The sequence below is a fragment of the Anaerocolumna chitinilytica genome (assembly GCF_014218355.1).
In the GTDB taxonomy this organism is placed as follows: Bacteria; Bacillota; Clostridia; order Lachnospirales; family Lachnospiraceae; genus Anaerocolumna; species Anaerocolumna chitinilytica.
This window is the reverse complement of the sequence record NZ_AP023368.1, coordinates 1791153-1815528: the sequence shown is the minus strand read 5'-3', so window position 1 is coordinate 1815528 and position 24376 is coordinate 1791153. Positions and strand designations below refer to the sequence as shown.

At 38.3% G+C, this 24376-nt stretch carries 20 protein-coding genes; 8 read left to right on the top strand and 12 right to left on the bottom strand.

The annotated features are described in order from the left end of the window. Window positions 1–103 precede the first annotated feature (103 nt). Window positions 104–1354, top strand: coding sequence for a helix-turn-helix domain-containing protein (locus tag bsdcttw_RS07850; RefSeq protein WP_185258826.1), 1251 nt, complete (start codon window positions 104–106; stop codon window positions 1352–1354). Between the two features lie 81 nt (window positions 1355–1435). After that, window positions 1436–2548 carry an AraC family transcriptional regulator gene (locus tag bsdcttw_RS07845; RefSeq protein WP_185258825.1) on the top strand — a complete coding sequence of 371 codons (1113 nt, stop codon included), beginning with the start codon at window positions 1436–1438 and terminating at the stop codon, window positions 2546–2548. A gap of 254 nt (window positions 2549–2802) precedes the next feature. Here the strand turns inward: bsdcttw_RS07845 and bsdcttw_RS07840 are convergent, their stop codons facing one another. Continuing rightward, window positions 2803–4263 carry a phytoene desaturase family protein gene (locus bsdcttw_RS07840; RefSeq protein WP_185258824.1) on the bottom strand — a complete coding sequence of 487 codons (1461 nt, stop codon included), beginning with the start codon at window positions 4261–4263 and terminating at the stop codon, window positions 2803–2805. Between the two features lie 149 nt (window positions 4264–4412). Between bsdcttw_RS07840 and bsdcttw_RS07835 the strand changes: the two genes are divergently transcribed. Beyond that, the gene (locus bsdcttw_RS07835; protein WP_185258823.1) at window positions 4413–4961 is read left to right on the top strand and encodes a TetR/AcrR family transcriptional regulator; all 549 of its coding nucleotides are present in this window, start codon (window positions 4413–4415) and stop codon (window positions 4959–4961) included. A gap of 279 nt (window positions 4962–5240) precedes the next feature. Here bsdcttw_RS07835 and rlmD read toward each other — a convergent pair whose 3' ends face one another. The 5 genes from rlmD to bsdcttw_RS07810 form a co-directional block, all read right to left on the bottom strand. Beyond that, window positions 5241–6875: a 23S rRNA (uracil(1939)-C(5))-methyltransferase RlmD gene (rlmD, locus tag bsdcttw_RS07830; RefSeq protein WP_185258822.1), complete on the bottom strand. Its 1635-nt coding sequence runs from the start codon at window positions 6873–6875 to the stop codon at window positions 5241–5243. A gap of 237 nt (window positions 6876–7112) precedes the next feature. After that, window positions 7113–8039: a radical SAM protein gene (locus tag bsdcttw_RS07825; protein WP_185259744.1), complete on the bottom strand. Its 927-nt coding sequence runs from the start codon at window positions 8037–8039 to the stop codon at window positions 7113–7115. Between the two features lie 203 nt (window positions 8040–8242). Then, the gene (locus tag bsdcttw_RS07820) at window positions 8243–10762 is read right to left on the bottom strand and encodes a CoA-disulfide reductase (RefSeq protein WP_185258821.1); all 2520 of its coding nucleotides are present in this window, start codon (window positions 10760–10762) and stop codon (window positions 8243–8245) included. A 26-nt stretch (window positions 10763–10788) separates the two neighbouring features. Beyond that, window positions 10789–11067, bottom strand: a complete 279-nt coding sequence (locus bsdcttw_RS07815; protein ID WP_185258820.1) for an ArsR/SmtB family transcription factor — start codon at window positions 11065–11067, stop codon at window positions 10789–10791. A gap of 213 nt (window positions 11068–11280) precedes the next feature. Beyond that, window positions 11281–12027: a nitroreductase family protein gene (locus bsdcttw_RS07810; RefSeq protein ID WP_185258819.1), complete on the bottom strand. Its 747-nt coding sequence runs from the start codon at window positions 12025–12027 to the stop codon at window positions 11281–11283. A gap of 415 nt (window positions 12028–12442) precedes the next feature. Between bsdcttw_RS07810 and bsdcttw_RS07805 the strand changes: the two genes are divergently transcribed. After that, complete coding sequence (locus bsdcttw_RS07805; RefSeq protein WP_185258818.1) at window positions 12443–12775, top strand: YerC/YecD family TrpR-related protein; 333 nt, start codon at window positions 12443–12445, stop codon at window positions 12773–12775. Between the two features lie 47 nt (window positions 12776–12822). Here the strand turns inward: bsdcttw_RS07805 and bsdcttw_RS07800 are convergent, their stop codons facing one another. Then, window positions 12823–13428, bottom strand: a complete 606-nt coding sequence (locus bsdcttw_RS07800) for a DUF1836 domain-containing protein (RefSeq protein WP_185258817.1) — start codon at window positions 13426–13428, stop codon at window positions 12823–12825. Between the two features lie 174 nt (window positions 13429–13602). Here bsdcttw_RS07800 and bsdcttw_RS07795 point away from each other — a divergent pair, with 174 nt between their 5' ends. The 4 genes from bsdcttw_RS07795 (at window position 13603) to bsdcttw_RS07780 (ending at window position 18695) form a co-directional block, all read left to right on the top strand. Then, on the top strand, window positions 13603–13839 hold the full coding sequence (locus bsdcttw_RS07795) for a DUF6774 domain-containing protein (protein ID WP_185258816.1): 237 nt from the start codon (window positions 13603–13605) through the stop codon (window positions 13837–13839). Window positions 13840–14002: 163 nt separating this feature from the next. Further along, window positions 14003–16393 (top strand): ATP-dependent helicase, encoded by a 2391-nt coding sequence (locus tag bsdcttw_RS07790; RefSeq protein WP_185258815.1) that lies wholly within the window; start codon window positions 14003–14005, stop codon window positions 16391–16393. Window positions 16394–16510: 117 nt separating this feature from the next. Then, entirely contained in the window at window positions 16511–16825 is a 315-nt protein-coding gene (locus tag bsdcttw_RS07785) for a hypothetical protein (protein WP_330602404.1), read from the top strand. Between the two features lie 478 nt (window positions 16826–17303). Next, window positions 17304–18695: a PhoH family protein gene (locus bsdcttw_RS07780; RefSeq protein ID WP_185258814.1), complete on the top strand. Its 1392-nt coding sequence runs from the start codon at window positions 17304–17306 to the stop codon at window positions 18693–18695. A 250-nt stretch (window positions 18696–18945) separates the two neighbouring features. Here bsdcttw_RS07780 and bsdcttw_RS07775 read toward each other — a convergent pair whose 3' ends face one another. The 5 genes from bsdcttw_RS07775 to bsdcttw_RS07755 all read right to left on the bottom strand — a co-directional run bounded on the left by bsdcttw_RS07775 (window position 18946) and on the right by bsdcttw_RS07755 (window position 24145). Then, on the bottom strand, window positions 18946–19293 hold the full coding sequence (locus tag bsdcttw_RS07775) for a hypothetical protein (protein WP_185258813.1): 348 nt from the start codon (window positions 19291–19293) through the stop codon (window positions 18946–18948). Between the two features lie 94 nt (window positions 19294–19387). After that, window positions 19388–20257 (bottom strand): SDR family oxidoreductase, encoded by an 870-nt coding sequence (locus tag bsdcttw_RS07770; protein ID WP_185258812.1) that lies wholly within the window; start codon window positions 20255–20257, stop codon window positions 19388–19390. A 438-nt stretch (window positions 20258–20695) separates the two neighbouring features. Then, window positions 20696–21343: a hypothetical protein gene (locus bsdcttw_RS07765; protein WP_185258811.1), complete on the bottom strand. Its 648-nt coding sequence runs from the start codon at window positions 21341–21343 to the stop codon at window positions 20696–20698. A gap of 279 nt (window positions 21344–21622) precedes the next feature. Then, window positions 21623–23134 (bottom strand): nucleoside hydrolase-like domain-containing protein, encoded by a 1512-nt coding sequence (locus bsdcttw_RS07760; RefSeq protein ID WP_185258810.1) that lies wholly within the window; start codon window positions 23132–23134, stop codon window positions 21623–21625. A gap of 15 nt (window positions 23135–23149) precedes the next feature. Then, entirely contained in the window at window positions 23150–24145 is a 996-nt protein-coding gene (locus bsdcttw_RS07755) for an MBL fold metallo-hydrolase (protein WP_185258809.1), read from the bottom strand. Window positions 24146–24376: the final 231 nt, after the last annotated feature.

The following is a 24376-nucleotide window of genomic DNA, read 5'->3' as shown; positions in this document are numbered from 1 at the left end:
GGTATTTTTATATAGTTGAATTTCTGACGTTTTAATGTAATAATAAAGTGAGTATTAATTGTATAATTCATATAAATTTATTCCATATTAGGAGATGCAGACCATGATGAAAATTCCGCTTTACATTAAAAGTCAAGATCTACAAAATGATCTATTTCCTTACTTCATGCGGAATACTCGCCTTTATCAAAGTATATCCATGCACAGACATGATTTCATAGAAATGGAATTTGTTCTATCAGGATATGGTAGGCAAATTGTGAACGGATTTGAGTATGAGCTTAAAAGCGGCTCTTTAAACATAATTCTTCCATGGCATATGCACGAAATAATACCTGCTTCAGAAACTCCACTTGAAATGGTATCATTAAGCTTTGGTTTGGATGCTTTAATGGATAGTAATCCTTGTTTAGAACTTGGCGAACTACTTTTCAACGATATGGATAGCCTACCTTACGTGCATTTTGAAGGTTTAGAATATGAATATATTAATGGGGCAATTAATGAACTATTAATAGAGTATGCAGATATCAAACAGTGGAAGAAAACAATTTTTGAAGTAAAGATTGCTGAAATTCTCGTTTTATTCAACCGTAAAAGAAGAGAACAATCGGTATCAGAAGATACCGCTTTAAAGCTACAGAAAAATATAAGTATTTGGGATATTATTAGTTTCATTCATTTTAATTATAACAAGGACATATCACTTACAAATTTAGCAGATAAATTTCATTACAGTAAGTCACATTTGAATATGCTCATAAAACATCAAACAGGATCAAATTTTAATGATTTATTGGATGAAATCCGGATACGGAATGTCTGTGCACTTATGCTTTCCGGATTATCTTTTTCACATATTGCCCTTCTTGTTGGCTATAAAAATAAACAAGCATTTTTCAGAGCCTTCAAGAAAATAAAATGTCTTGCACCTGAGGACTTTAGAAAAGTATATTTCAGCAATAATATAACAGAAAATAACCTGACCTTTTCTTCAAATATATATTCACAGTTAATTTACTATTTACATCTGCATTACAAAGAAGAATTAACCTTAGAAGACATAGCAAGCCAATTACATTATAACAAAAACTATTTCTGCAATCTTGTGAAAGTTCAAACAGGTCAAAGCTTTATTGACCTTTTACACCAAATTCGAATTTTCCATGCTTGTTCCCTTCTAAAAGCCACCGACAAGCCTATATATGAAATTGGCTTTGACGTGGGCTTTAATACTATTGAAACCTTTTTTCGGGTTTTTAAAAGTTTGAAGGGAATTTCACCTGGAAAATACAGAAGCGTTGAGACAAATATAAATGAGGCAGAAAGTCAAGAGGTATCGTCCTTAGGCTGATTTGATACATCATACTGATTATTGGGTTGACTTAATGATTACTTATTTATCAAATTCAATTTAATTTATGAGGTGCTGCCAGTGGAATATGTACAAAATAATTTAAAAAGGGATATTGGTCAATATCATATAGCTTATTCATGTAATAATAAATATATTCCTATTCACAAGCATACCTTTATAGAAATGATGCTCGTACTTTCCGGTCAAGGTAAGGTAATCGTTAACGGAATGGGATATGAGCTAAAAAGTGGTTCTTTATGCATTATGCTCCCATGGCATATGCACGAAATTATACCCGATACAAATAATCTGCTTGAGACAATAACATGTTTCTTTGATTTAGAAATATTCACTAGAGCCCACGCAAATTCTGAACTTGACGATTTGATTTTAGGCAATTTGGATGCTTTATCATATGTTTATTTTGAAGGACCTGATTTTAAACGTGTATCAGATATATTTAAACATCTTTTACGGGAATATACAGATCAAAATCATTGGAAAGACCCATTAATCTATGCAAAAATAGTTGAAGTTTTAGTTTTGTTTGACCGCATGAGAAAATCAACATCGGAGATTGTTAAACACATTACAGTTGAAAACAATCATGTCATTTGGGATATCATAAATTTTATTCATTTACTCTACCGTACAGATATTACACTGTCAACTATTGCAGAAAAATTTAATTTAAGCGAAAAAGATTTGAACATTCTATTAAAACGCCACACAGGTCTTAACTTTAATAATCTATTGGATGAAATCCGCATAAGAAATGCCTGTTTTCTTCTCATAGTTTTTGATTTGTCTGTGCCATTGCTTTCTAACCTGTTAGGATATAAAAATACACGAATATTTTTAAAAGCATTTATTAAAATGAAGAATATGGAACCTGAGGAATTTAAAAGATCGCATTTTGTCAATTATGAATCAGAAAACATTGAGATAGTACCTTCCAAGCTTTATTCGCAGGTAATTTACTACTTGCATCTGCATTGCAAAGAAGAACTAACACTTGCAGATATAGCCAGAGAGTTCCACCTTGATGAGAACTATCTGTCATCTATTTTAAGATCACAAACCGGTCAAGATTTTATTGACCTTTTGAATGAGATTCGAATTTTTCATAAGAAAGTCCGATCCATTAAAAAGCTGAAATTGAAAAATCATATTAGAGACTGTGAGAAGTAGTGTGTAAACATAAAACTTCTCACAGTTTTTTTGTAATCGGTAAATCAGCGTACCAATATAAAATGAATGCCGCCATTGCAGGCGGCACGAAATGATTACTTATTAACGATAGATTTCCGGCATTCTGCTGACAGTGACTCTGACCAAGGCAAAAGTTCTCTAGCACAAATACTCTCACTTTTTCGACGAAGTCCAATCGCTTCTGGCCAATCTTGAACAACTTATTTTGCGCAAGGTATCTTGAGATAATTCTGTTAATTTAAAATTAGATTGACAACGTTCACAGCTGAGTCTACCGCCTGATTAGTACCCATTCCCCAACCTCCTGCATCATTACCGACGTAATACAAATTTTTTATGGGAGACTTAGCGTTGGGTCGCTGATCGCCTGACTGACCGATAGCATTGGCTACTCCGTAAGATTCACCTCCGAAGTCTGATGCCATTTTATCTGTGCCAAATGTAGCGGACTGCTCAACGCTCATAATCTCAGTCTTATAGATGTGGTCAAAAAGATCCGGCTGTATTCTATGTATCATGTTTTTAATATATTCAAGCATAGGTTTAGTATCAATCTTCGGGTTCGGGTAGCACGACATAACAGCATATACAAGTTGCTTTCCCTCCGGAGCTGTGTTCGGAAAAAGGGATGTCGTGCCAAAATAAATGTAATTTTGAATATCCCTTTTGCCCTCCGACATCGCTTTAAACTCATCCCACGAGTGAAGGCCACCCTCTGGGAAGAAGACCAACGAAGGACTTTTGAGGACAGGTGCGTCCAAAAACCAACGGTACCCCACGCAGGCTAGGTTTGGCAGAAGAGACTTGATGCGGTTAACGTAAGCCAAATCAAATTTTTCTTCACCGATAAGATGGAGGACTGTCTGGCGGATTCCAGCGTCACTGATCACGATATCGGCCATGTATTGATCACCGTTTTGTAAAGTAATACCCTTAGCGATACCGCCCTCGACATCAATGCTCTTAACTCGTGTATTGTAGAGTACTGTTCCTCCGAGCTCTTTCACCGTTTCGGCATATACTTCAAATACACGCCCAAAACCATATTCATAATAGCGTCCTGATCCAAATTTGTTCGATTCTTGATAAAATCGAATGTAGTCCGCCGCAGGTACCTTGTCGCAGGTCATTTCAAATGCACCTTCGCAGATGAACAGAGTAAATGTTCGGAATAAGCCTGGAAACGGGCCGTAGCTATCAACAAATTCCTCAGCTGATATGTTATAGAGCTTGTTGATTTCCCCTTCCGGCATAGTCATGATTGCTTTAAAGAATTTCTTTACTCTGTTTAATCCGAGAGCATGCATGGGATTCATGGGTGAAATGTGCAGAGAATGTAGCATTTTTTTGCCCATCTCACTCATCTCGTGCCAGCGTAGTTCTCCCTTGGAATTCATTAAACACATAAGGTCAACCAACCCCAGTTCATTGGGTTTTATTCGCTTGACCGCATCCGTCTTTCCAATCAACTCAAGGACATGTTCCATCTGTGATCCCTCAGTAGGACAACCGCTGATTGGAAACAGTTCATAGTGGAAACCTTCCTTATCGTGAATTGTCATCATTCTTCCACCAGCAGATTTGTTCTTATCCACGAGCATAACCCTTTTTCCTTCTTTTGCAAGCAAAGCGGCAGCAGCGCTGCCTCCGGGGCCAGCTCCAACAACGATAACATCATATTTTGTAGTACTCATGTATGATCTTCCTTTCCAGTATTTCTTCTTAAATTAGACAAATGACACATGTAACACTTGTATCATTTATTTGTGTATGTTATTATAATACAGTCAACAAGAAATACAAGTCTTTTGAATAAAGTTAGACAAACCGGAGGTTTTGTAACATGTATGCAACGAATGACAACTTACAGGCTATTGCTTCCAGAAATATGATTAAAGATGCATTGATTACCTTGATGAAGCAATATCCTTATAAGGACATTACAATCACACAGATCTGTCAGGAAGCTCAAATCGTAAGACAGACATTTTACAGGAACTTTGAAGCAAAGGATGAGATTTTAATATTCCTGTTGGATGGTATGATACGGCTATATTATACTGATTATCGCAATGAAAACAATGCTTATATCCAGCTTATGAACTTCTTTACGTTTATGCTGATTAACAGAGAGCTTTTGCTATTGCTCTCAAAGAATAATCTATTATTCTTAATTGACAAAACCATTACCTCAAATATCACTGTACTGTTCGAAATCCGACAGATATCGGAAATCGAAGAAGGGACTGAAAAATATGTGATCGGCTTTATTGCTTCAACTGTCTGCTCACTGCTTTCAATATGGATCAATGAGGGGTTTGCTGAAACGCCTGAGACAATATGCAAATTGGCACAAATATTTTTAAGCGGTCTGAGCGCTCCTAATCGCTGACAACGGCTTAGTCATTTCTTCCCGAAGAGGTTGCCCAATTGGGTCATATAGACGAGTTATACGGTTTGCTAATTGCTTATTTTGTTGGTTTGTTTTAATGCATATGGTGTACCGTATGTCAAGTTAAAAAAATAAGCTATTATTAATCTTAATACATCGATTAATAATAGCTCATATATTTATCAGTGTTTTATTTCAATCTCAATTTATAATCAGCAGTATTTTTTCGAGTTAATAAAACGCACGTCTCCACATGAATGGACGCTCAAATTTTGCTTATCATTTCTTGGTAAGCAAAATTATAGTCTCAACGTGATTCGTCCAAGGGAACATATCCACCGGTACTGCTTTTTCCGCCTTATACCCCTTCTTCGTCAGATACTCCAAATCCCTTTTCAAAGTCACTGGATTACAGGATATATAAACCACCTTCTTCGGTTTTAAGGTCACCAAAGAACCAAGGAATTTTTCATCACTTCCGGCTCTTGGAGGGTCCATAAATACGACATCTATATTTTCCTGCTGTTCTGCCAGCTGTTCCATAAATTCACCAGCATCCTTGAGATAAAACTGGATATTGGATACGTTATTTCTTTTTGCATTTACCCTGGCGTCTTCTACAGCATCTTTGTTCAGTTCAACGCTAATAACTTTTGCAGCTTTATCAGCAGCAATTAAGCCGATGGTTCCGATACCACAATAAGCATCCAATACAGTTTCTTTTCCGGTAAGTCCTGCCATATCCATACCAAGGCGATAGAGTTTTTCAGTTTGAGTAGGATTTACCTGATAGAAGGATTTGGGGGAGATACGGAATACCTTCTCACAAAGGGTGTCTTCAATGTATCCTTTTCCGTATAGAATTTGTTCCTTGTCCCCAAGTATCATACTGGTATTCTTACCGTTAACATTTACCACGATTGTAGAAATCTCAGGATGAAGCTGTCTGATGGCTTTAACAAAGTTATTTTTTGACGGAAAGATTGGTGAGCCAATAACCAATACCACCATTATCTCATTGCTGTGATATCCAGTACGTATTAATACATGGCGAAGTAGTCCATAACCGGTATCTTCGTCATAGGTTTTTATTTTGAAGGATTTTAACAATCCTCGTATGGAAGCTATAATTTCATCTGCCTTTTGATTATGAATCAAGCATCTCTCAATTGGTACAACTCTATGGCTTCCTTCTTCATATACACCGGATATTGCATTGCCTCTGCGGTCCCTGTCAAATACAACATGAACTTTGTTCCGATAGTGGGTAGGATCTTCCATACCAACGATCTGTCCTACCGAACAGTACTCACCTATTAATTCTTTTACATATTTTTGTTTCTCTGCTAAATGGTCTTTATATTCTTTCTCATGGATTCTGCAGCCGCCGCAGTCTCTTCTATATGGACATGTATCTGCAGCTCTAATAGCTTGCTGTTTACCAGTACGATTAGTCTTTTGATCTATGTTTCTATTAGCCACTCTTTCGGAATTCCTGTTTCCGGTATCACTTGTTTTTTTGTAGGAAGTCCCCTCGAAATTTTTGCCAGGCTGTCTTACTTTATCACTTACTTTCTTGTATCCTGTATTTCTTTCTTCTGTTCTTCTTTCTTCTCTATCTATCGTAGTATTACCTTTTTGCTTTAAGGATGTAAAATTACTTTTATTATTTGAAGCTTTTGCGGGATTTTTCGGAAATCCATTTGCCTTATAATCTATTTTTTCATTTTCAATATTTTGCGAGGTTTCTCTTGTCTTTCTCTTTCCCTTATTTACAGCATCAATTACCTTCTCATTCACTGCTGATTTCTTTTCTGATACCCATTTAGGAGCTTTTTTATCGGTCTTTTTAGCTTGTGTATCCTGAAAGCTTTCCTTTGCTCTCGGATAACCTTTTTGTACTTTCTGATTCATATATTTTCCTTTCATTTCCGCACAATTGCACTGTACTTGCCTGCTGATGTTACTGATATATAAACAAATCTCTTAATTCACTTAATTATTTATTATATATTTAATCTCTTAGTTCAGCTTCCATAACTCGGAACATAATAGAATTCCATCTTATAGATTACTCTTGTCTAACAGATCTTAATTACACTATTTAGCATATATATGAGTAAAAATAGATTAAATTAACCTTTTCTCCCCCTATATTCCCTGATAATCAAAAGCAGGAATAAAGCTTTCCGAAGCAGTTTCCCCTTCCTGTATAAATCCGTTTTCAACTCCTAATTCCAGAGCATAGTCCACCAGGTCATCGTATTCTTCCTCTGTAACCTTCCGGTTTATTTCGGGATATTCCTTTACCTGTTCGAGAGGGGTATATTGATTCATGATACTGATAAAGATAGTATCTTGATAAGTTTCATACAGGTACTTTATTACTCTTTTCGAGTCTTCCAATCCTCCGGGCAGCAGCAGATGTCTTACAATTACACCTTTTTTCATGATTTCATCCTCAAAAACGGCTTCTCCGGTCTGGCGCACCATTTCCTTAATAGCTTGGGAAGCAATCTGAAAATAATCACTGCTTTTTGAATAACGGTTTGCCATTATCTCCCCCAGATACTTAAAATCCGGCAGGTAAATATCCACAATTCCCTCTAACATCTTAATTGTATCTACCTTTTCATACCCGCTGCTGTTATATACTATGGGAATGATAAGCCCCATAGCTCTTGCACGCTGAACAGCATTTACGATTGATGGTACATAATGACCGGGAGTTACCAGATTGATGTTATGCGCTTTTTGCTCCTGAAGCTCTAAGAAGATCTCCGCTAATCGCTCCTTTGATATCTTTTTACCGGCTTGATAACTAGAAATATCATAGTTCTGACAATATACGCAGCCTAAGGAACAGCCCGAAAAAAACACTGTCCCGGAGCCATTTGTTCCGGAGATACAGGGTTCCTCCCAAAAGTGGAGTGCAGCTCTGGCAGCCGTTACCTCAGCCCCCGCCCTGCAGTAGCCAAGGCTGCCCTTAACACGGTTTACATGGCAGTTTCTCGGACAGAGGGTGCAATCTTTATAATATTCTTGTTCATTCAATTCATTAAATTCATTTATACTCATTTTTTTCTCTTCTCTTATTCTAACCCAATAGAGGTATTTTACCTTATCCATCAGATAAATACAAATAAAATGTAAGCTTCACTGCTGTATTAAAGGGCTTTAACCGATATTGCAAAAAGGTACCGTCATAAAACAGTGAAGGAATATCCATTCAGCTGTCCGATAACCGTACCTTTTACTCCAAATTCAATACACTCCAATTTTTAGATAAACAGATTTACATTAGACTCTTCCGCTTCTCCCAGATAATACCCGACGCCGCCAATCTTAATTCCATCCATTAGTTCCTCCTGCCTCAATCCCATCACATCCATAGACATCTGGCAGGCTACGATCTCAACACCATTTCCCATTGCTGTACGGATCAGGCTCTCCAGTGATTCCACGTTTTTATCATTCATAACTTTGCGAATCATCTTAGCTCCCATCCCCATCATGTTCATATTTGATAGTTTAAGCTTTCGGCTTCCTCTAGGCATCATCTTACCAAACATACCATCCATAAAACCTTTTTTCAATTTTACTTTTTCAGGTTTTCTTAGAATATTCAGTCCCCAGAAGGTAAAGAACATGGTAACCTTCCTTCCCATGGAAGCAGCACCGTTTGCTATAATGAAGGATGCAATGGCTTTATCCAGATCACCGCTGAATACAACCATAGTCTTGTTATTCTTATTACTTACAGATGCTTCTTCCTCTAACTTTGCTGCTCCTTTTTTGATAAGCGCAGTAATTCCACCCTTTTCTCTCTCTCTGGATAGTAGTTGATTACCGGTATTTTTACACCAGGCATTAACGTCTTCATAAAATCCCGGGTCGGAAGCATTGGCTTTTAGCACCTCTCCTACCTTTAACTGATCTACCGCTTCTTTTACACGAAGCAGTGGGCCTGGGCAGCAGATTCCTGTACAGTCCAAAGTCTTGTCAATCTTGATATCCACAGTTTCTTTATCGCTTCCCACAGCTTTACTCCTATCATTCTTCTGCTCTAACGCCATATTACTTGCAATGGGTGTATCTGAGATTTCAGCCGCACGTATTTCTTCTCTTTCATTGCTTTCATTGCTTTCCTCTCTTTCGATCTGATAGAGAAAATCTTTGGCACTTAGATAACCGCCGCTGACATTCTGAACCTCGTAGCCTTTTTGGGTGAGAATCCGGTCTGCTATATACCCTCTAAGGCCAACCTGACAGTAGAGAATAATCTTTTTATTCCTGTCAAGTTCATCCAATCTTCCTCTTAGTTCATTCACAGGAATATTGACGGAACCATCCATATGTCCAAGGTCATATTCTTCCGCATTTCTCACATCCAGGAATTGATATTCCTCCGTCTCATCATATACTTTCTCCCAGGTCGTCACGTGACTAAGACCTTTCCTTACATTTTCCGCTGCGTATCCGGCCATATTAACCGGGTCTTTGGCTGAGGAAAAAGGCGGTGCATAAGATAAATCCAGCTTGGTCAGATCCTCTGTGGTTCCCTTTAAGGTCATGACCGTAGAGATTACATCAATACGTTTGTCAACACCTTCATAGCCTGTTGCCTGTGCTCCTAGTATCTTTCCTTCCATGTCAAAGAGCAGCTTTAGAGATATGTTAAAGGCTCCGGGATAATAAGAAGCATGAGACATAGGATAGAGATGTACGGATTTGTAGTTTATACCTGCCGCTTTTAAGGTTCTCTCATTCGCCCCTGTTCTGGCTACTGTCAGGTCAAATACTTTTATGATGGAGGTTCCAAGAAATCCTTCAAAGACAGAGGGAATCCCAGCTATATTATCTGCTGCAATCCTCCCCTGCTTATTGGCAGGCCCGGCTAGCGCCACGGCAGTTTTACTGCCTGTTACATAATCCACACCTTCTATGGCATCACCTACTGCATAGATGCCTTCTATATTGGTCTGAAGCCGTTCATTTACCTTAATGTGTCCTCTTTCTCCCAATTCAATTCCACTGTTGCGAAGAAACTCGGTATCCGGTCTGACTCCCATAGCAAGAATAACAAGCTCTGCTTCCAATACCCTGCCGCTCTTTAACTGTACTTTTACACAATGTTCCGTATCAGAGAATCCGGTGATACCATCGTTTAAGAATAAGCGGATACCATTCTGCACTAGTTCTCTTTCCGCGGATATAACCATATCCTCATCAAAAGGTGCTAGAATATGAGGGGCTGCTTCCACTATAGCAGTCCTGGTACCCTTTTCCTTCAGATTCTCAGCCATCTCTACTCCGACAAAACCACCGCCGATTACAATTGCACTGGAGGGCTTTTTCTCTTCTACTACTCTTTTAATCTTGTCGGTATCCGGAACATTCCGAAGTGTGTAGATATGGCTGCTGTCTATTCCAGGTATTCCCGGCCGTAACGCCTTCGCCCCCGGGGAAAGTATCAGGTCATCAAAGCTTTCCTCATAGATTCCTCTCTCCTTGCTCTGCACAGTAACGCATCTTTTTGCTGTATCAACTGCAATTACCTCACTATGAATTCGGACATCAATTTGAAATCTATCCTTCATTGCCTGAGGTGTCTGTACCAGCAGCTTTTCTCGTTCCTTAATAGCGTCACCAATATAATAAGGGAGTCCGCAATTTGCATAGGAGATATAACCATCTCTTTCAAACATAATTATTTCAATATTTTCATCTAATCTTCTAAGTCGTGCTGCTGCAGAGGCTCCGCCTGCAACACCGCCTACTATCAATACTTTCTTCGCCACGTTTTCGGACCTTCCTTTCAGAATTATTATTTAATCAGTATCTTTATTAATTCCGACACTCTCTCATCGCAGACGCTGTAATAGATTTCCAGCCCTTCTCTGCGGCCTTCTATAATTCCGGCTGACTTTAGTTTCTGTAAATGCTGGGATATCGTGGACTGAGGAGCATTTAAACAGGTATACATATAACTTACATTGCACTCCCCCTTCTCCAGCAGCCCCTTTACCATGCACAAACGTACAGGATGTGCAAGTACTTTAAGCATCTCTGCCGCTTCATTGTAATGATTCACATTATTATCCATAAAAACCTCACTTTGGAAAACATAAATATATTTTAGATAAATTAATTGCTTCTATATCTCAATATTCATATATTACGATATATAAATATATATGTCAAGACCATGAAAAAGTTTCCTGATAAATTGAATTATTCTAAAAAACACCACTTAAAGGAGTTCCTTTAAGTGGTGAATCCTACTGCAAGATTTTAATTTGAATAATGAACCTCTGCATTAAACGGTTCCTATGGTAGCAAGATAGATGAACCCCTTCGGTACGGGAGTCTTATTAAATTCTACCTTCATGGATTTTCCCTGATTTTTAATGGATAAGCTCAGATGGCATAATGCAATCCCCATATCAATGGTATTTAGCCTTGCCATAATCGGTTCTTTGAGAAGCCCGGTATGCTTTCTGCATGCAATGATATTATCACTATCACCGGTGAAATACCAATTCTGAGAATTTGTTGCAGAGGGAGCCAGGCGGACAGCTTCTAATAGCTCTGTGCCATCCTTCCTATCAGTAATTTCGTTCATATCCTTCCTTTTGAACTCATCTGTGCTGTTTCTATGCACCTCTTCCTGTGCTTTTCCAAAAGCTAGCATAATCACAAAAGAAAGGCCATCCATGGATTCCGGTAAGGCTGCCGAAGGTTTCGCCATTCCAAGCCAACAGCTGCCCAGATTATTTTTAGAAAGAAATAAATCCATCTGCTGCAGCATATAACCTGCATTCAGAAGATAATTTTCTTTATTCTCAGAATAAATTCCAACATAATGAGGGGCTTTTATCGCCATCAGACTCTTAACCTCTTCATTGGAAAAGAAACCAAACTTTACATTGATTCCGGAAACCAAAGGCTCCACTGTCTCGCCAAATTCTTTTATACTCTGTAATATACTGCTATCCAAAGGTGCCATATCATATTTTCTTACAGATTTTCGTTTGTACATTGCTTCGTATAATTCTGTTTCCATATTTACACCCATTTCCTATCACAGTTTGCCTGTGATACTGCCACAAACATAATGAGCGAAAGAATCTGTCTGTGGCAATCCTTTCAATCAATACTATTTTCTTTCACTCTTCTCTATCAATTTATTATTAATGGATTATTCCAAATATACCCTTCAAGGTAATCTTGATATAAATTTATTGCAATAATCTACTCTTTTATAATTTTTTCCTGTTTTTTACACTTTGTTTTCGAACTACGGACATCCATGTCTACCATGTCTTTTATGCTTTTTGCTAAAAAGCTCTTTCACCCGCGGTAATACTTGCATTTATAAGCATTCACACAATAAAAATATCTCTTTACTTTAATTCTGCGTAGTGTTAAAATGATAGTATCAAAGCAACCCTTAGAATATAACAACAGGAGATGAAAAATTGAGTAAAAATATAAGAACCCATGCTGTGGATTATTTATTTGAAGCTATCCTAAGTCTGAAAAGCCAGGAAGAATGCTATACTTTCTTTGAAGATATCTGTACGGTAAATGAACTCTTGTCATTATCACAGCGTTTTGAAGTTGCAAGAATGCTGCGCGACCATAAGACATACTTAGAAATTGCTGAAAAGACCGGTGCCTCAACCGCTACTATCAGCCGGGTAAACCGTTCCTTGAATTATGGAAAAGACGGATATGATATGGTTTTTTCAAGAATATCCGACTATAAAGAAGACGAGTTTTCCGAAGGGGAAGAAATTAAAAACGATTAAATAATAAAAAGTCTGTCTGAAAGGCTATTCGCCTTAAAGTCAGACTTTTATTGTTTTTTCTTAATTTCATTCGTTGCATCATCAATCAGCTTCTCAATCATTTGTTTTTTGAGATATACATCAAATCCCAACATACAGATAAAGGAGAACATGTTTAAGAATTCTTTATCTTCCGGAGATTTTACGTCTTTAAAGGTCTCCTGAGACTTCCTATACTTTCTGATAACATCTTTTAACAGATTGTCCATCTGCTCTTCTTCATATCTAAATACTTCTTTATATATCTCTTCCAGACCAATCTCCGAATCTTCCCAGTATTTTTCTGTTAAGGGATTAAATATCTGCTGAATATCGTTGATACTAAGAATATTCTTAAAATAATAAATGAATATCAGCATCAGCATGTGCTCTTTCGAATATTTCTTCTTATTGGGCGGCGGCAGAAGCTCATTCTTTGTATAGTTGTTAATCATGGTCTTTGTAAGCAGCTTATCCTCATTGTAACGCTTTGAAGATTTCAGATGCTCGTCCATAAAAGTTGTGACCTGATCCATATATAAATCAATGCCTGGAATATCATCCGGATCTACATAATCCAGTTTTTTCATTCCCTGAATAAGAGCCTTTAAATACTTGTCATCCTTAAAATCCATCACAATCACCTCTTCTCCCATTATATAGTATTAAAAACTTGATGTAAACAAATATTTAACAAGGCAATACGAAATCAAGAGAATTACAGAAGGTGACTTTGTTTCGTTTAATATTTTTTTGATAGACTTAACACTCTTTCTTTCATTTTTCATATACTGGTGAGAGGTGATTTTATGTGTCCGGAAGAATTGGCGGCTCTTGCCGCTTCTCTTGCCATATCGATTGCAAAAGGTAAAACTACAGATGAACTCGACCTGATAGCTGTAATATTATCCCAGATCAGCAGTACTCTTGCAACTATATCTGTTCAAAGAAGCAATCTGGAACCAAAGACATCTTCCGATAATAGCTCTGCTGTTGTAGCCGGACAGCAGGCAGCCCAAACCAGCGGAGAAACCACACAAACATAATTATTTCCTTATCAGTCAGCCAATTTATAAGTTCCTTTGTAACGAAACAGGTATTCCTTGTCTCCCCCCCTATTCCATGTTATAATTAAACATATGTTTGCCTAGAGCAAATAAAGGAAAAGACTATCGAGAGTTTTTAAACATACAGGAAAGGTGAATTAACATGAGCATTTACGATACCTTAAACACAGAACAGAGAAAGGCTGTGGAACATGATAAAGGGCCGCTTCTTATACTGGCAGGAGCCGGCTCCGGCAAAACCCGTGTATTAACCCACCGGATTGCCTATCTGATGGAGAACAAAGGAGTAAATCCCTGGAATATACTTGCCTTGACCTTTACCAATAAGGCTGCCGGAGAAATGAGAGAACGTGTGGATAAAATCGTGGGATATGGCTCCGAGAATATCTGGGTCAGTACCTTCCATTCCACATGTGTTAAGATACTAAGAAGATGGATTGATGCATTGGGTTACGATAAAGGTTTTACCATCTATGACAGCGACGATCAGAAAACATTGATGAGAGAGGTCTGCAAATATCTACAAATTGATACGAAGAATATGAAGGAACGAAGCCTTCTCTCAGTTATCTCCTCTGCCAAGGACGAGTTAGTAACTCCCGAAGAATACGAACTGCGTGCGGTTGGTGACTTTACAAAACAGAAATATGCTTCTGTCTATAAAGAGTATCAAAAACGTCTTAAAGCGAACAACGCCCTGGATTTTGATGATCTGATCTTTAAGACGATAGAGTTGTTTCAGACCAGCAAGGAAGCCCTGACTTACTATCAGAGACGCTTCCAGTACATTATGGTGGACGAGTACCAGGACACCAATACTGCTCAGTTTAAACTTATCAAGCTTATGGCAGACGGTATGAATGATAACGGTGTAAGAGAACATAACCTGTGCGTTGTAGGTGATGATGACCAATCCATCTATAAGTTCCGGGGAGCTAATATCTATAATATCCTGAATTTTGAGAAAGAGTATTCGGATGCAAAGGTTATCAAGCTGGAGCAAAATTACCGTTCCACAAAACGGATCTTAGAAGCTGCTAATGAAGTAATTGCAAACAATGTAGGACGAAAAGACAAAGCCCTCTGGACTGACAACGGAGAAGGTGACTCTGTACGTTTTACCCAATTTGACAGAGATATTCAGGAAGCTGAATATATTGTGAACGAAATATACCAGACTGTACAGTCAGAAGAAGCGACCTATCAGGATTTTGCTATTCTTTACCGCACCAATGCCCAGTCCCGTATCTTTGAAGAGAAACTGGTGGTAAAGAATATACCATATAAAATCATCGGAAGTATCAACTTTTATGCCCGTAAAGAAGTAAAAGATTTGCTCTCCTATTTAAAAACCATTGATAACGGTCTGGACAGCCTTGCTGTTAAGCGTATTATCAATATACCAAAGCGAGGAATCGGACTAGCTACCATCGATAAAGTAGACGATTATGCCGCCAGAAACAATATCAGCTTTTATGAAGCTCTCCGTCAGGCAGACTATATACCCGGTCTTCAAAGGGCAGCATCTAAAATCTCTCCCTTTGTCAGCCTTATAGAAATTCTAAAATCCAAGATAGCTCAACCGGATTACTCTATCAGCAACTTATTGGATGAAATCATTGAAGCTACCGGTTACATAGAGGATTTAAAAGAGCAGGAACTTGAGAATGAAGACGACAGAATTGAGATTATCGGAGAATTAAAGAGTAAAATCGTTGCTTTTGAAGAAGCCGCCTTAGAACCTCCTACTCTCAGTGATTTTCTGGAAGAAGTTGCATTGGTATCAGATCTTGATAATCTGGCAGAAGATAATAATGTAGTGGTTCTGATGACCCTTCACAGTGCAAAGGGCCTGGAATTTCCATATGTTTATCTGTGCGGTATGGAAGAAGGTATTTTTCCAAGCTATATGTCCATCCATGCAGATGACCCGGAGACTGAGATTGAGGAAGAGCGAAGACTCTGCTATGTTGGTATAACGAGAGCTATGAAGCGACTTTCCTTGAGTGCCTGCAACCAGCGAATGCTAAGAGGTGAAACACAATTTAACAGACCTTCCCGATTCATCCGTGAAATACCGCGATATTTACTTACGATGGAACAGAATCCTTTTAATTCCAATCCCTTCCGCAGTAATTCCCATGCCAGTCTGGTACCGGAGTTTAATAACCGGTTACAGCCGGCAGGAGTAACCCGTCCGGGGAATGGTTACCAGCCTTCCGGTGTAAACTATAAAGAGAAGTTCTCTAATTCCTCTGGTCAGGCCGGCACCTTAAATAACAGAGATATCTATGCCGGAAGTATATTTGACAAAAACAAATCTACTGCACCACAGCCAAGGGAATTCGGTGGCAGCAATCTTGGTAAGATAGACTACGGAATCGGTGATACGGTTTCTCATATCAAGTTTGGAGTTGGATTGGTAACAAACATTAATAATGCGGGAAAAGACTATGAAGTTACTGTAGATTTCTCCGCGGCAGGCACGAAAAAAATGCTTGCCTCCTTTGCAAAATTACAGAAATTATCATAAATTCAACCATTTCCCAGTTTTTTTATAGTAAAATGAACCTGTTCGTGGTATAATAAACTTGATGAAATGGAAATGACTATTATACACAGAAAGTATACCCAGAAAGGACGTGCTATTATGAATGCAAAGATGGAAGATTTACTAAATGCGGTAAAGCTAGGGGATTTATTACACAAAAAACATGAGGAAAAATCCGGCAACTGCATCGTAATGATATTGGCTGTAATCGGTGCTGTAGCTGCTGTAGCAGGTATTGCTTACGCTGTTTACAGATATTTTACCCCTGATTATCTGGAAGACTTTGATGATGATTTTGACGATGACTTTGATGACGATGAAGAAGAAGACTCCTGTGGCTGCGGCTGTAAGAGCAATGTCGGCGACAATGCAACCAAAGTTTCTGAAGATACTAATACTACTGCAGAAGAATAAAATAAGTATCCGATTACTTAAGTATCCATTCTGTAAAAACAAATCAAACCGTAACTGCAAACATGTAAAAGCAGTTACGGTTTGATTTGTTTTACAGTTGTGAATATAGAGGTTTACATTTATATGATAAATACTTTACATCCTTGTGATAGCAAGTTATTACACTATAAGCTATAACTAAAGTAGATGCAAAATCACTTTTTCTATAATCTCTGGGAGGTTAAGCCTATGATGATACTGCAAGTTCTGTGGAAACCGGCTTTTTGGATTCTTTCCTTTCTTTCTAGTATTGGAATGTTCTTTTTCTTTGTCAAACGTCATTTTTTATCCAGAAAATATATCTATGTCCCTTTATCCCGCTATCATTCCTAAGTAAGCTTACTGCCCTTTTCGCAGTGAGCTTTTTTCATTACCCAAGCATTTCCAGGTTATGTTACCGGACGTCGGAATTTGAAAACAATAACAATGGAGGTTTCCCATGACAAAAACTTATGTTTTAGACACGAATGTTTTGATTCAATCTCCTTATGCTCTGCTTTCATTTGAAGAAAACAAGGTGGTATTGCCCATCGCTGTATTAGAAGAATTAGATAAATTAAAGAATGAAGAAGGTGAGCGCGGGGCCAATGCCAGACAATCTATCCGCTATCTGGAGCAGTTAAGGCAAACCGGCAATCTTTTTGAAGGAGTTTCCTTAAATAAGGGTGGCCTTCTTAAAATAGAAGCTAATTTCGTACATGTGGACCTTCCCTTTGGTTTTATATCCGATTCCAATGATAATCGAATACTAAAGGTATGTAAAGGACTTGCAGAACAGGGAGAATGTGTAATACTTGTTACGAAAGACATCCTTGTGCGCTTGAAATCCCAAAAAATCGGCATTATCGCTGAGGATTTCACCACTGAACAATCTCCTCAACTTGGAGATCAATATTCAGGCCGGTTGGATGTATTCACTTCTGATAAAGCTATGAGTGAATTTAAGAAAAAGGGAATTTCCATAGATCAGATATATCTTCCTGCAACGAATCCCTCCCATAATGAGGATGCCTCCTTCAGGCAAAAGGTTAAACCTATAAATAATCAATTTTTTATTATACATTCTGAGACCAATGCGAAAAAAACACTTCTTGGCAGGTATAACGGCAAGCTTATCCTTCCCCTCAAAAATCTGAAAGAGGAACCTTTCGGTGTTAAGCCTGCCAATGTTGGTCAAAAATTTCTTCAAGAAGCACTGTTGTTGGAAGCGGAGACCGCTCCTCTGGTTATTGTCAAAGGCCCTGCAGGTACAGCTAAGACTTTCTATTCCCTTGCGGTAGGTCTTGATCAAATATTTAACACCGATAAGAAGCACTACCGCAGAATCTTAATTACAAGACCCAATGTTCAATTTGATGATGATATCGGTTTTCTGCCCGGAACAGAGCAGGAAAAGATCGCGCCTTTTCTAAGACCCATCATTGATAATCTGGAAATCCTGGTCGACAGAAACGAGAATGAGCGATATAAGAATGAAAAAGAGTTAAAAGGCAAGATAGACGAATTGTTTTCCCGGGGTATCATAATGGCGGAGGCTATGAATTTCATCCGTGGCCGCTCTATTACCCATACTTATCTGATAATCGACGAAGCTCAGAATCTGACACCGAAGCAGGTAAAAGGTATCGTAACCCGAGTCGGAAAGGGTACCAAAGTCATTCTTCTTGGTGATCCCGGGCAAATCGATCATCCTCTCCTTGATGAACGTACCAACGGACTTAGTTATGTATCCGAGAAAATGAAAGGAAGTCCTCTTTGCTATCAAATCACCATGCTGACAGAGGAATGTGAACGGTCAGCTCTAGCTTTGGATGCCGCTACGCGCATGTAAGTATTTAATTTCTGAATTGTAAAAGGACTGTTTCCTATTGAGTACCCCTTATAAGTCAGACTAATTCTAACTTATGAGAGGTCTGTACATAAATGCCATGGGAACAGCCCTTATTTTTATTGCTGCTTTACTGTAAAAATCACATAGGAGTTATCAATCCAATCTGTCTTTATATTGACATATAGATTATCCGGATTATCTGGATTGAAGTATATCTGACCTTCTGCTTTAAACTTTCTTTATAAGAAAGCTATAAAATCGGAATAACTAACAATATTAATCCGGCGATGCCTAATATTATAGAAAATACTCGGCTGCCTGCTGCCAGCTTCAGGTCCTCACTCAAACCTCTGGACCACTCACTGTTTAATTTGGTCTGATTATCTTTTACGTTGCTTCGAATGCTAATATCTCCAAAAAAGGATAGCCCTCCTGCTGCAAGTAATAGAATTCCCACATTCTCCAGAACATGCATATATTGAAAATGGTAGTGCCAGCTAATAAGATAGCATACTCCTATCATGACCGCTACAAATAAAAGGAATAAGGCTATCCACACCCAAAGACTGAATTCTTTTCGTTTTTTATACCTTTTCATATATATAATCTGCTCCTTTTCAGCATGCTTTTTATTACCACCTATTTTAAAAACAAACAAGCAGCCTAAGTCTATTATGATCTGATCTCAAATCCTATCTTTTAGTTGCATCTTCAAAGCTTACTCCCGTAATATTTTCACTTAACTCGAAGAGTTCTCTTGCCATCTTTCTACTCTTTGCTGCCTTTGAGGTCTTTGCCATCTGATTACGGTAGAAATATTTCCCGGTAACCATTCCTCCCATCGCTTCCGTGGCCAAATATACCGCTGTCTTCGCACCTTCTTCCGGACTTAAGAAGAAAGGCTTTAAACATGAAGTTATCCCTTTACCAAACCCAGTATTTCTATCTACACCTATCGAAGTTGCCACTGCACCTGGATGGCAGCAATTCACCATGATTTCTCTGTCCCGTAATCGTTCTGCCAGTTCTCTGGTGAATAAGATATTGGCAAGTTTTGATTGCCCATAAGCTCTTATTACATAGAAAGGCTTAAAACCCTTGGTCAGATTATAGTCATCAAAATGTATCTTTCCTATCTTATGTGCACCGGAAGCAACATTAATAATCCGGCTTCCTTTCTTCATACAGCTTAAGAGTCCAAGAGTCAAGAGAAAATGCCCTATGTGATTTACTCCAAATTGCTCCTCCAAACCATCCACCGTCTCTCTTCTGCTTAATGAGATAACTCCTGCATTGTTTACCAATACATCAAGGGAAGAATAATTATCCTTAAACTCTTCTGTAAAATTTCTGACACTTTCCATGGAACCCAAATCACACTGCATAACCTTGATATCTCTTTGCTGCTTTATCTCAAGAAGTTCTTTTCTTGCTGCCTCTCCTCTTTCACTGCTTCTGACTGCCATTACAACACTATAGCCCTTATCGGCAAGTGCAGCTACTGTTGCTTTTCCCATGCCGGAATTTCCGCCTGTAACTACTGCTACTTTTTTTATATTCATCCTGTTCCTCCAATTCTTTATGCACGACTGTTTTAATCATCTGTAAATCTTTGTATTCCCTTATTATACCAAAGACTGCTAATCGCCGCAAGACATCCGGAAGAGTCTATCCGAATGATGGTTCATAACGAAGCCCTGAATGACCTAAGGGCTTGCCAGCTTTTGGAATCCCTGACAAGCAGAGAATATGTTCTAGACCTCTTGGAAGGTGAGCTTTCCGAACCAATAACCTTCCACTGTTCCCTAAATCAGATATGTATCTGCTTCAATTAAGAAACCGAATTACTAAAGAGATCGATAAAAACAGCTCATTACACAAAGGTTAAATATAATAAACCCGTTAGAACTTACGCCTGCCGGCGCACCTTAACAAAGTCCGAGACAATTGCCTCGGACTTTGGATTATAATAATCTTACAAAATTTCTTTGTGTTTCGATTTATTCTGCATTTTCAAAATATTTTAACAACGCAAGAAAATCACTGACTGATTTAATCGTTACTTTTAGTTTAAAGTTTATATTGTTTGAGATTTCAAAATCATTTACAGTAATCGCTTCAGGAAGCACAATGGGGAAGGTTATTTCAGAGTTAGCCGAATTTACGTTCTTCATTTTATCCTTTAGAATATCGAATAGGAAACTTTTTAAAACCGGAAGCCGGCCCATATACGCTTTGTCGACCTTAATAATAACATTATTATCTCTTACCTGAATATTCGTCTTCAATATTACCTGTGTTCTTATGGTTGAAAATAGCTTTAGGTCTGCATAAAAAATAGCATATCCGTCTTTTATTACACAATGCAAGCTATCAAGGTTTCCCTTTTTTAGTAGATCTGTCTTTCCTGAAATAATATCATTTACGTCTTGTTCCGATAAACTAAATTGAAAATCTTTCTCGCCGGTAAACATCTTATTAACAATTGAATCCAGCATATCTCTTTTGAGTACTTTTTTGAAGGAAGTGCTTTTGACCTCATAAGTATCAAACTTCTTAACCGGTTGTATGATAAAAAGGAAACCGATAATAAGAACTATCAAAAGTAATATAAAAATAAACGGTATATTATTTTTATTTCTGCTCATTATTTTTCTCACAATCATTCGTCTAAGCCGGGTTGGCTACCTATTTTAGATAAAGTATACTAATAAAATGACATATAATCAACACACAGATTAATTTATAATGCTAATAACTTTGCAATCATAGAAATCGAAAATCTTAACGCTCCTAATAAAATAAAACTGCCAGAAGAACTGAGTATCTCAAACAGTCCTCCAATGGCAGTCTTGGTATTAAAAGCCTTCGTTATTCACTACTTGTGTTAAATAAATTTTCTAGATAATTTTCTTCCTGTATTTTATCTATTTCATTTTCTCAGCTTCTCCTTCTTTCACGTTAATAATTACCTGTGCATAACGGGTAATCGGTTTTTTTGCATCATCCTGAACTTCTAAGATTAAGTTAAAATAATCACCAGGTTTGGCATCCTTTGGAACTGTAAAGCGAGTACAAAAATGCATCGGTTCCCATACACGCAGATCCGTTGCTATTCCGGAATAATTACTGCCTTGATGATATACAAACCAACATGATTTTAAAGAATCCCCATCCGGATCCGAAGCGTTTCCCTCAAGTAAAACAACTTCACCGGCTGCAGCGGTTATATCCCCTTTTTTCACACTGACAATAGGGGGGTGATTGCATTCTTCAAAGGGTTTGACACACCAATCGGCACGGGCTGCCCATTCCTCCTGATATGCACGCAGGAACCGGTTGGGGTTGCCTACATCTCCGGTAAAGTAGTTGTATCCCTTCTGCGGCCTGTTACCACTTTCAAAAACACGTCCCAGCAGTGTTCCATAGTTCCCATTTTCTAGTCCTCTTAACCCAACATCAAACAGCAGCACATAGGTCCCGCTGTCTCCCTCTCCCAGAAAGTCATAGGGATTAAAAATCACATTAGGTATTGCGTCAAATCCCCAGTTTAAGGATAGCTGAGTGCCATATTGAAAAATCTCCGGTTCCCCCTCAAAGTAAGTTCCATCCCCAAAAAGACCGTACTTAGACATCAAATCCCCATGACCGTATTTTATATTTTTCTTCAGCCACTCACTGCGAAAGGTTTCAATACAATCCCCTTGCTCACTTATGGAAGCCATAAAACTACCGTACATAAAATCCGTATTCAGTATTTTAATATCCGGGTATAGCGCCTTTGCGTGGTCTTCGTAACTATTATCCTGTCCGACACCATCAAAAACGCCCAGAATTCTAACCTTACGGCACACTAACTTATAGATCTTCTCCCACTGGTCCGTACTTTTATATTCATCTGCTATTGATAATAAGGCACGAACAATTGTATTTACACCACCCCAGGAAAGCAGGTAGAGTATTCTTTCATCCTTATCCAAAATAGCTTCTTTAATGAGGTTAGATCCCTCCGTATCTTCTCTGACGTCACCTTCAAAGGCGATATTTCCATACTTTGTAATGCTTAATAATCTTTCAGGAGAAGGATAGTCCGGGTTATGTTTCAGTAAGTATGGATAGGCAAGGGCATATTCCTTCTTCCAGAGTGATTCTATCCAGCCAGCCTCGAAGGGACGATAGCTCTTTAAACTTTTGGCTTCCGGGTCCGGATGAGGATACCCGATATGAGTCTTGTATGCGGCTTCCCCCTGGCAGCGGTAGTTCGTATTTACTTCCCCAAGGGTATGTATTCCGTCACCATTAAAATGGAACTGGGATGCGGTATATACAATACCATCTATGTCGATTTCATTCAGATAAAGACAAAGATGGATTAGTGAGTTCATATCATCACATTCCAAATCCGTCGTTATAATTGCTCTTGGTTTTATTTTATTCATGTTTTGCCTCTCCTTCTATTTATCCCAAATTCTATTAAGGTAGTAACATACCCTGCAGCCATTCATCTCTAATTGTCTGTCAAAGATTCCGTCCGGGTTTAGCTTTCTCATGAAACAAAAACAACCTCTGCCATCGGTAAGCTCAAGATGTTTCCCGAAACCCTCCGCCTTCATAGCCTCAGCCACAAAATCCATATTGGGGCTGCGTCGTGGATAAACCGGCTTACCTTCCTTACTATTAACAGATGCTCTTGAATCCATATAAGGAACATAGAATTCCTCCCCCTCATTCTCATGACCGTTAAGAATATACTTCAGCGTTTCATAATATCTTTCAACATAGCTCCCATCATGAATGCCGTTACCGGCACAGAGGATATCATAGGAATCTCGAATGGACATCCAGCGTTTGACATTGCGGAATGAATGTTCTACCGAAATCCTGCTGTCAAAGAAGTTTCCGTTCAACTCGTCGCCACAGAACAAAATACGTGCCTTTCGATCCAGAAACTGAAGAGAGCCGCTGCAGTGCTCTTCTATATGAAAGACCTCCAATTCACGTCCTTTGAGGTTAATAACATCCCCATCCTTTAAGAAAACAACAGGATAGTCATCCGGAATCTCCATGCCTTCGAAATCTCCGAAAGGCTGGCATCTGCCTTCATAACTCTTCTGTGACATGTACACAACATCAAATAAAAAGTTATTAGCGGTATGGTCAAAGTGATTATGTGTGTTAAAAAGACGGTACAAAGGCTTTTCGGATAAAGTCTGACAGAATTCTCGAATGTTTCCCGCACCCATACCACTGTCAATGGCAATCAGCTCGTCCTCTCCTTCCACTACATAAGTATAATCACCGTCACTGAGTACCTGCCATGTTCCCGGTGCAATTAATTTGGCCTTAAAATAAGGCATATCCTTAGGCTGTAGACCTCCATCCTCATCCTCAATCAGAACATCATGAAACTTAGACATATCCAAAGGCCCCATATTCTTTTTCCAATACATTTAATAAACCTCCTAAATTCCTAACGGAACATTTTCACCAATAAAGTTTCTAATGTAAGGTTATATTAAAACTGAGGAAACATCAAGCGATGTACGGTTTTGAGCATTAAAGGTAAATAATTTCGCAGAATAGAGCAAATTCAATATCATTGCATAAATTTTTTCATATATTTCTTTTAATATCTATATTATTTCATAAGTCATTAATTAATTTAAACTTAATCATTACTA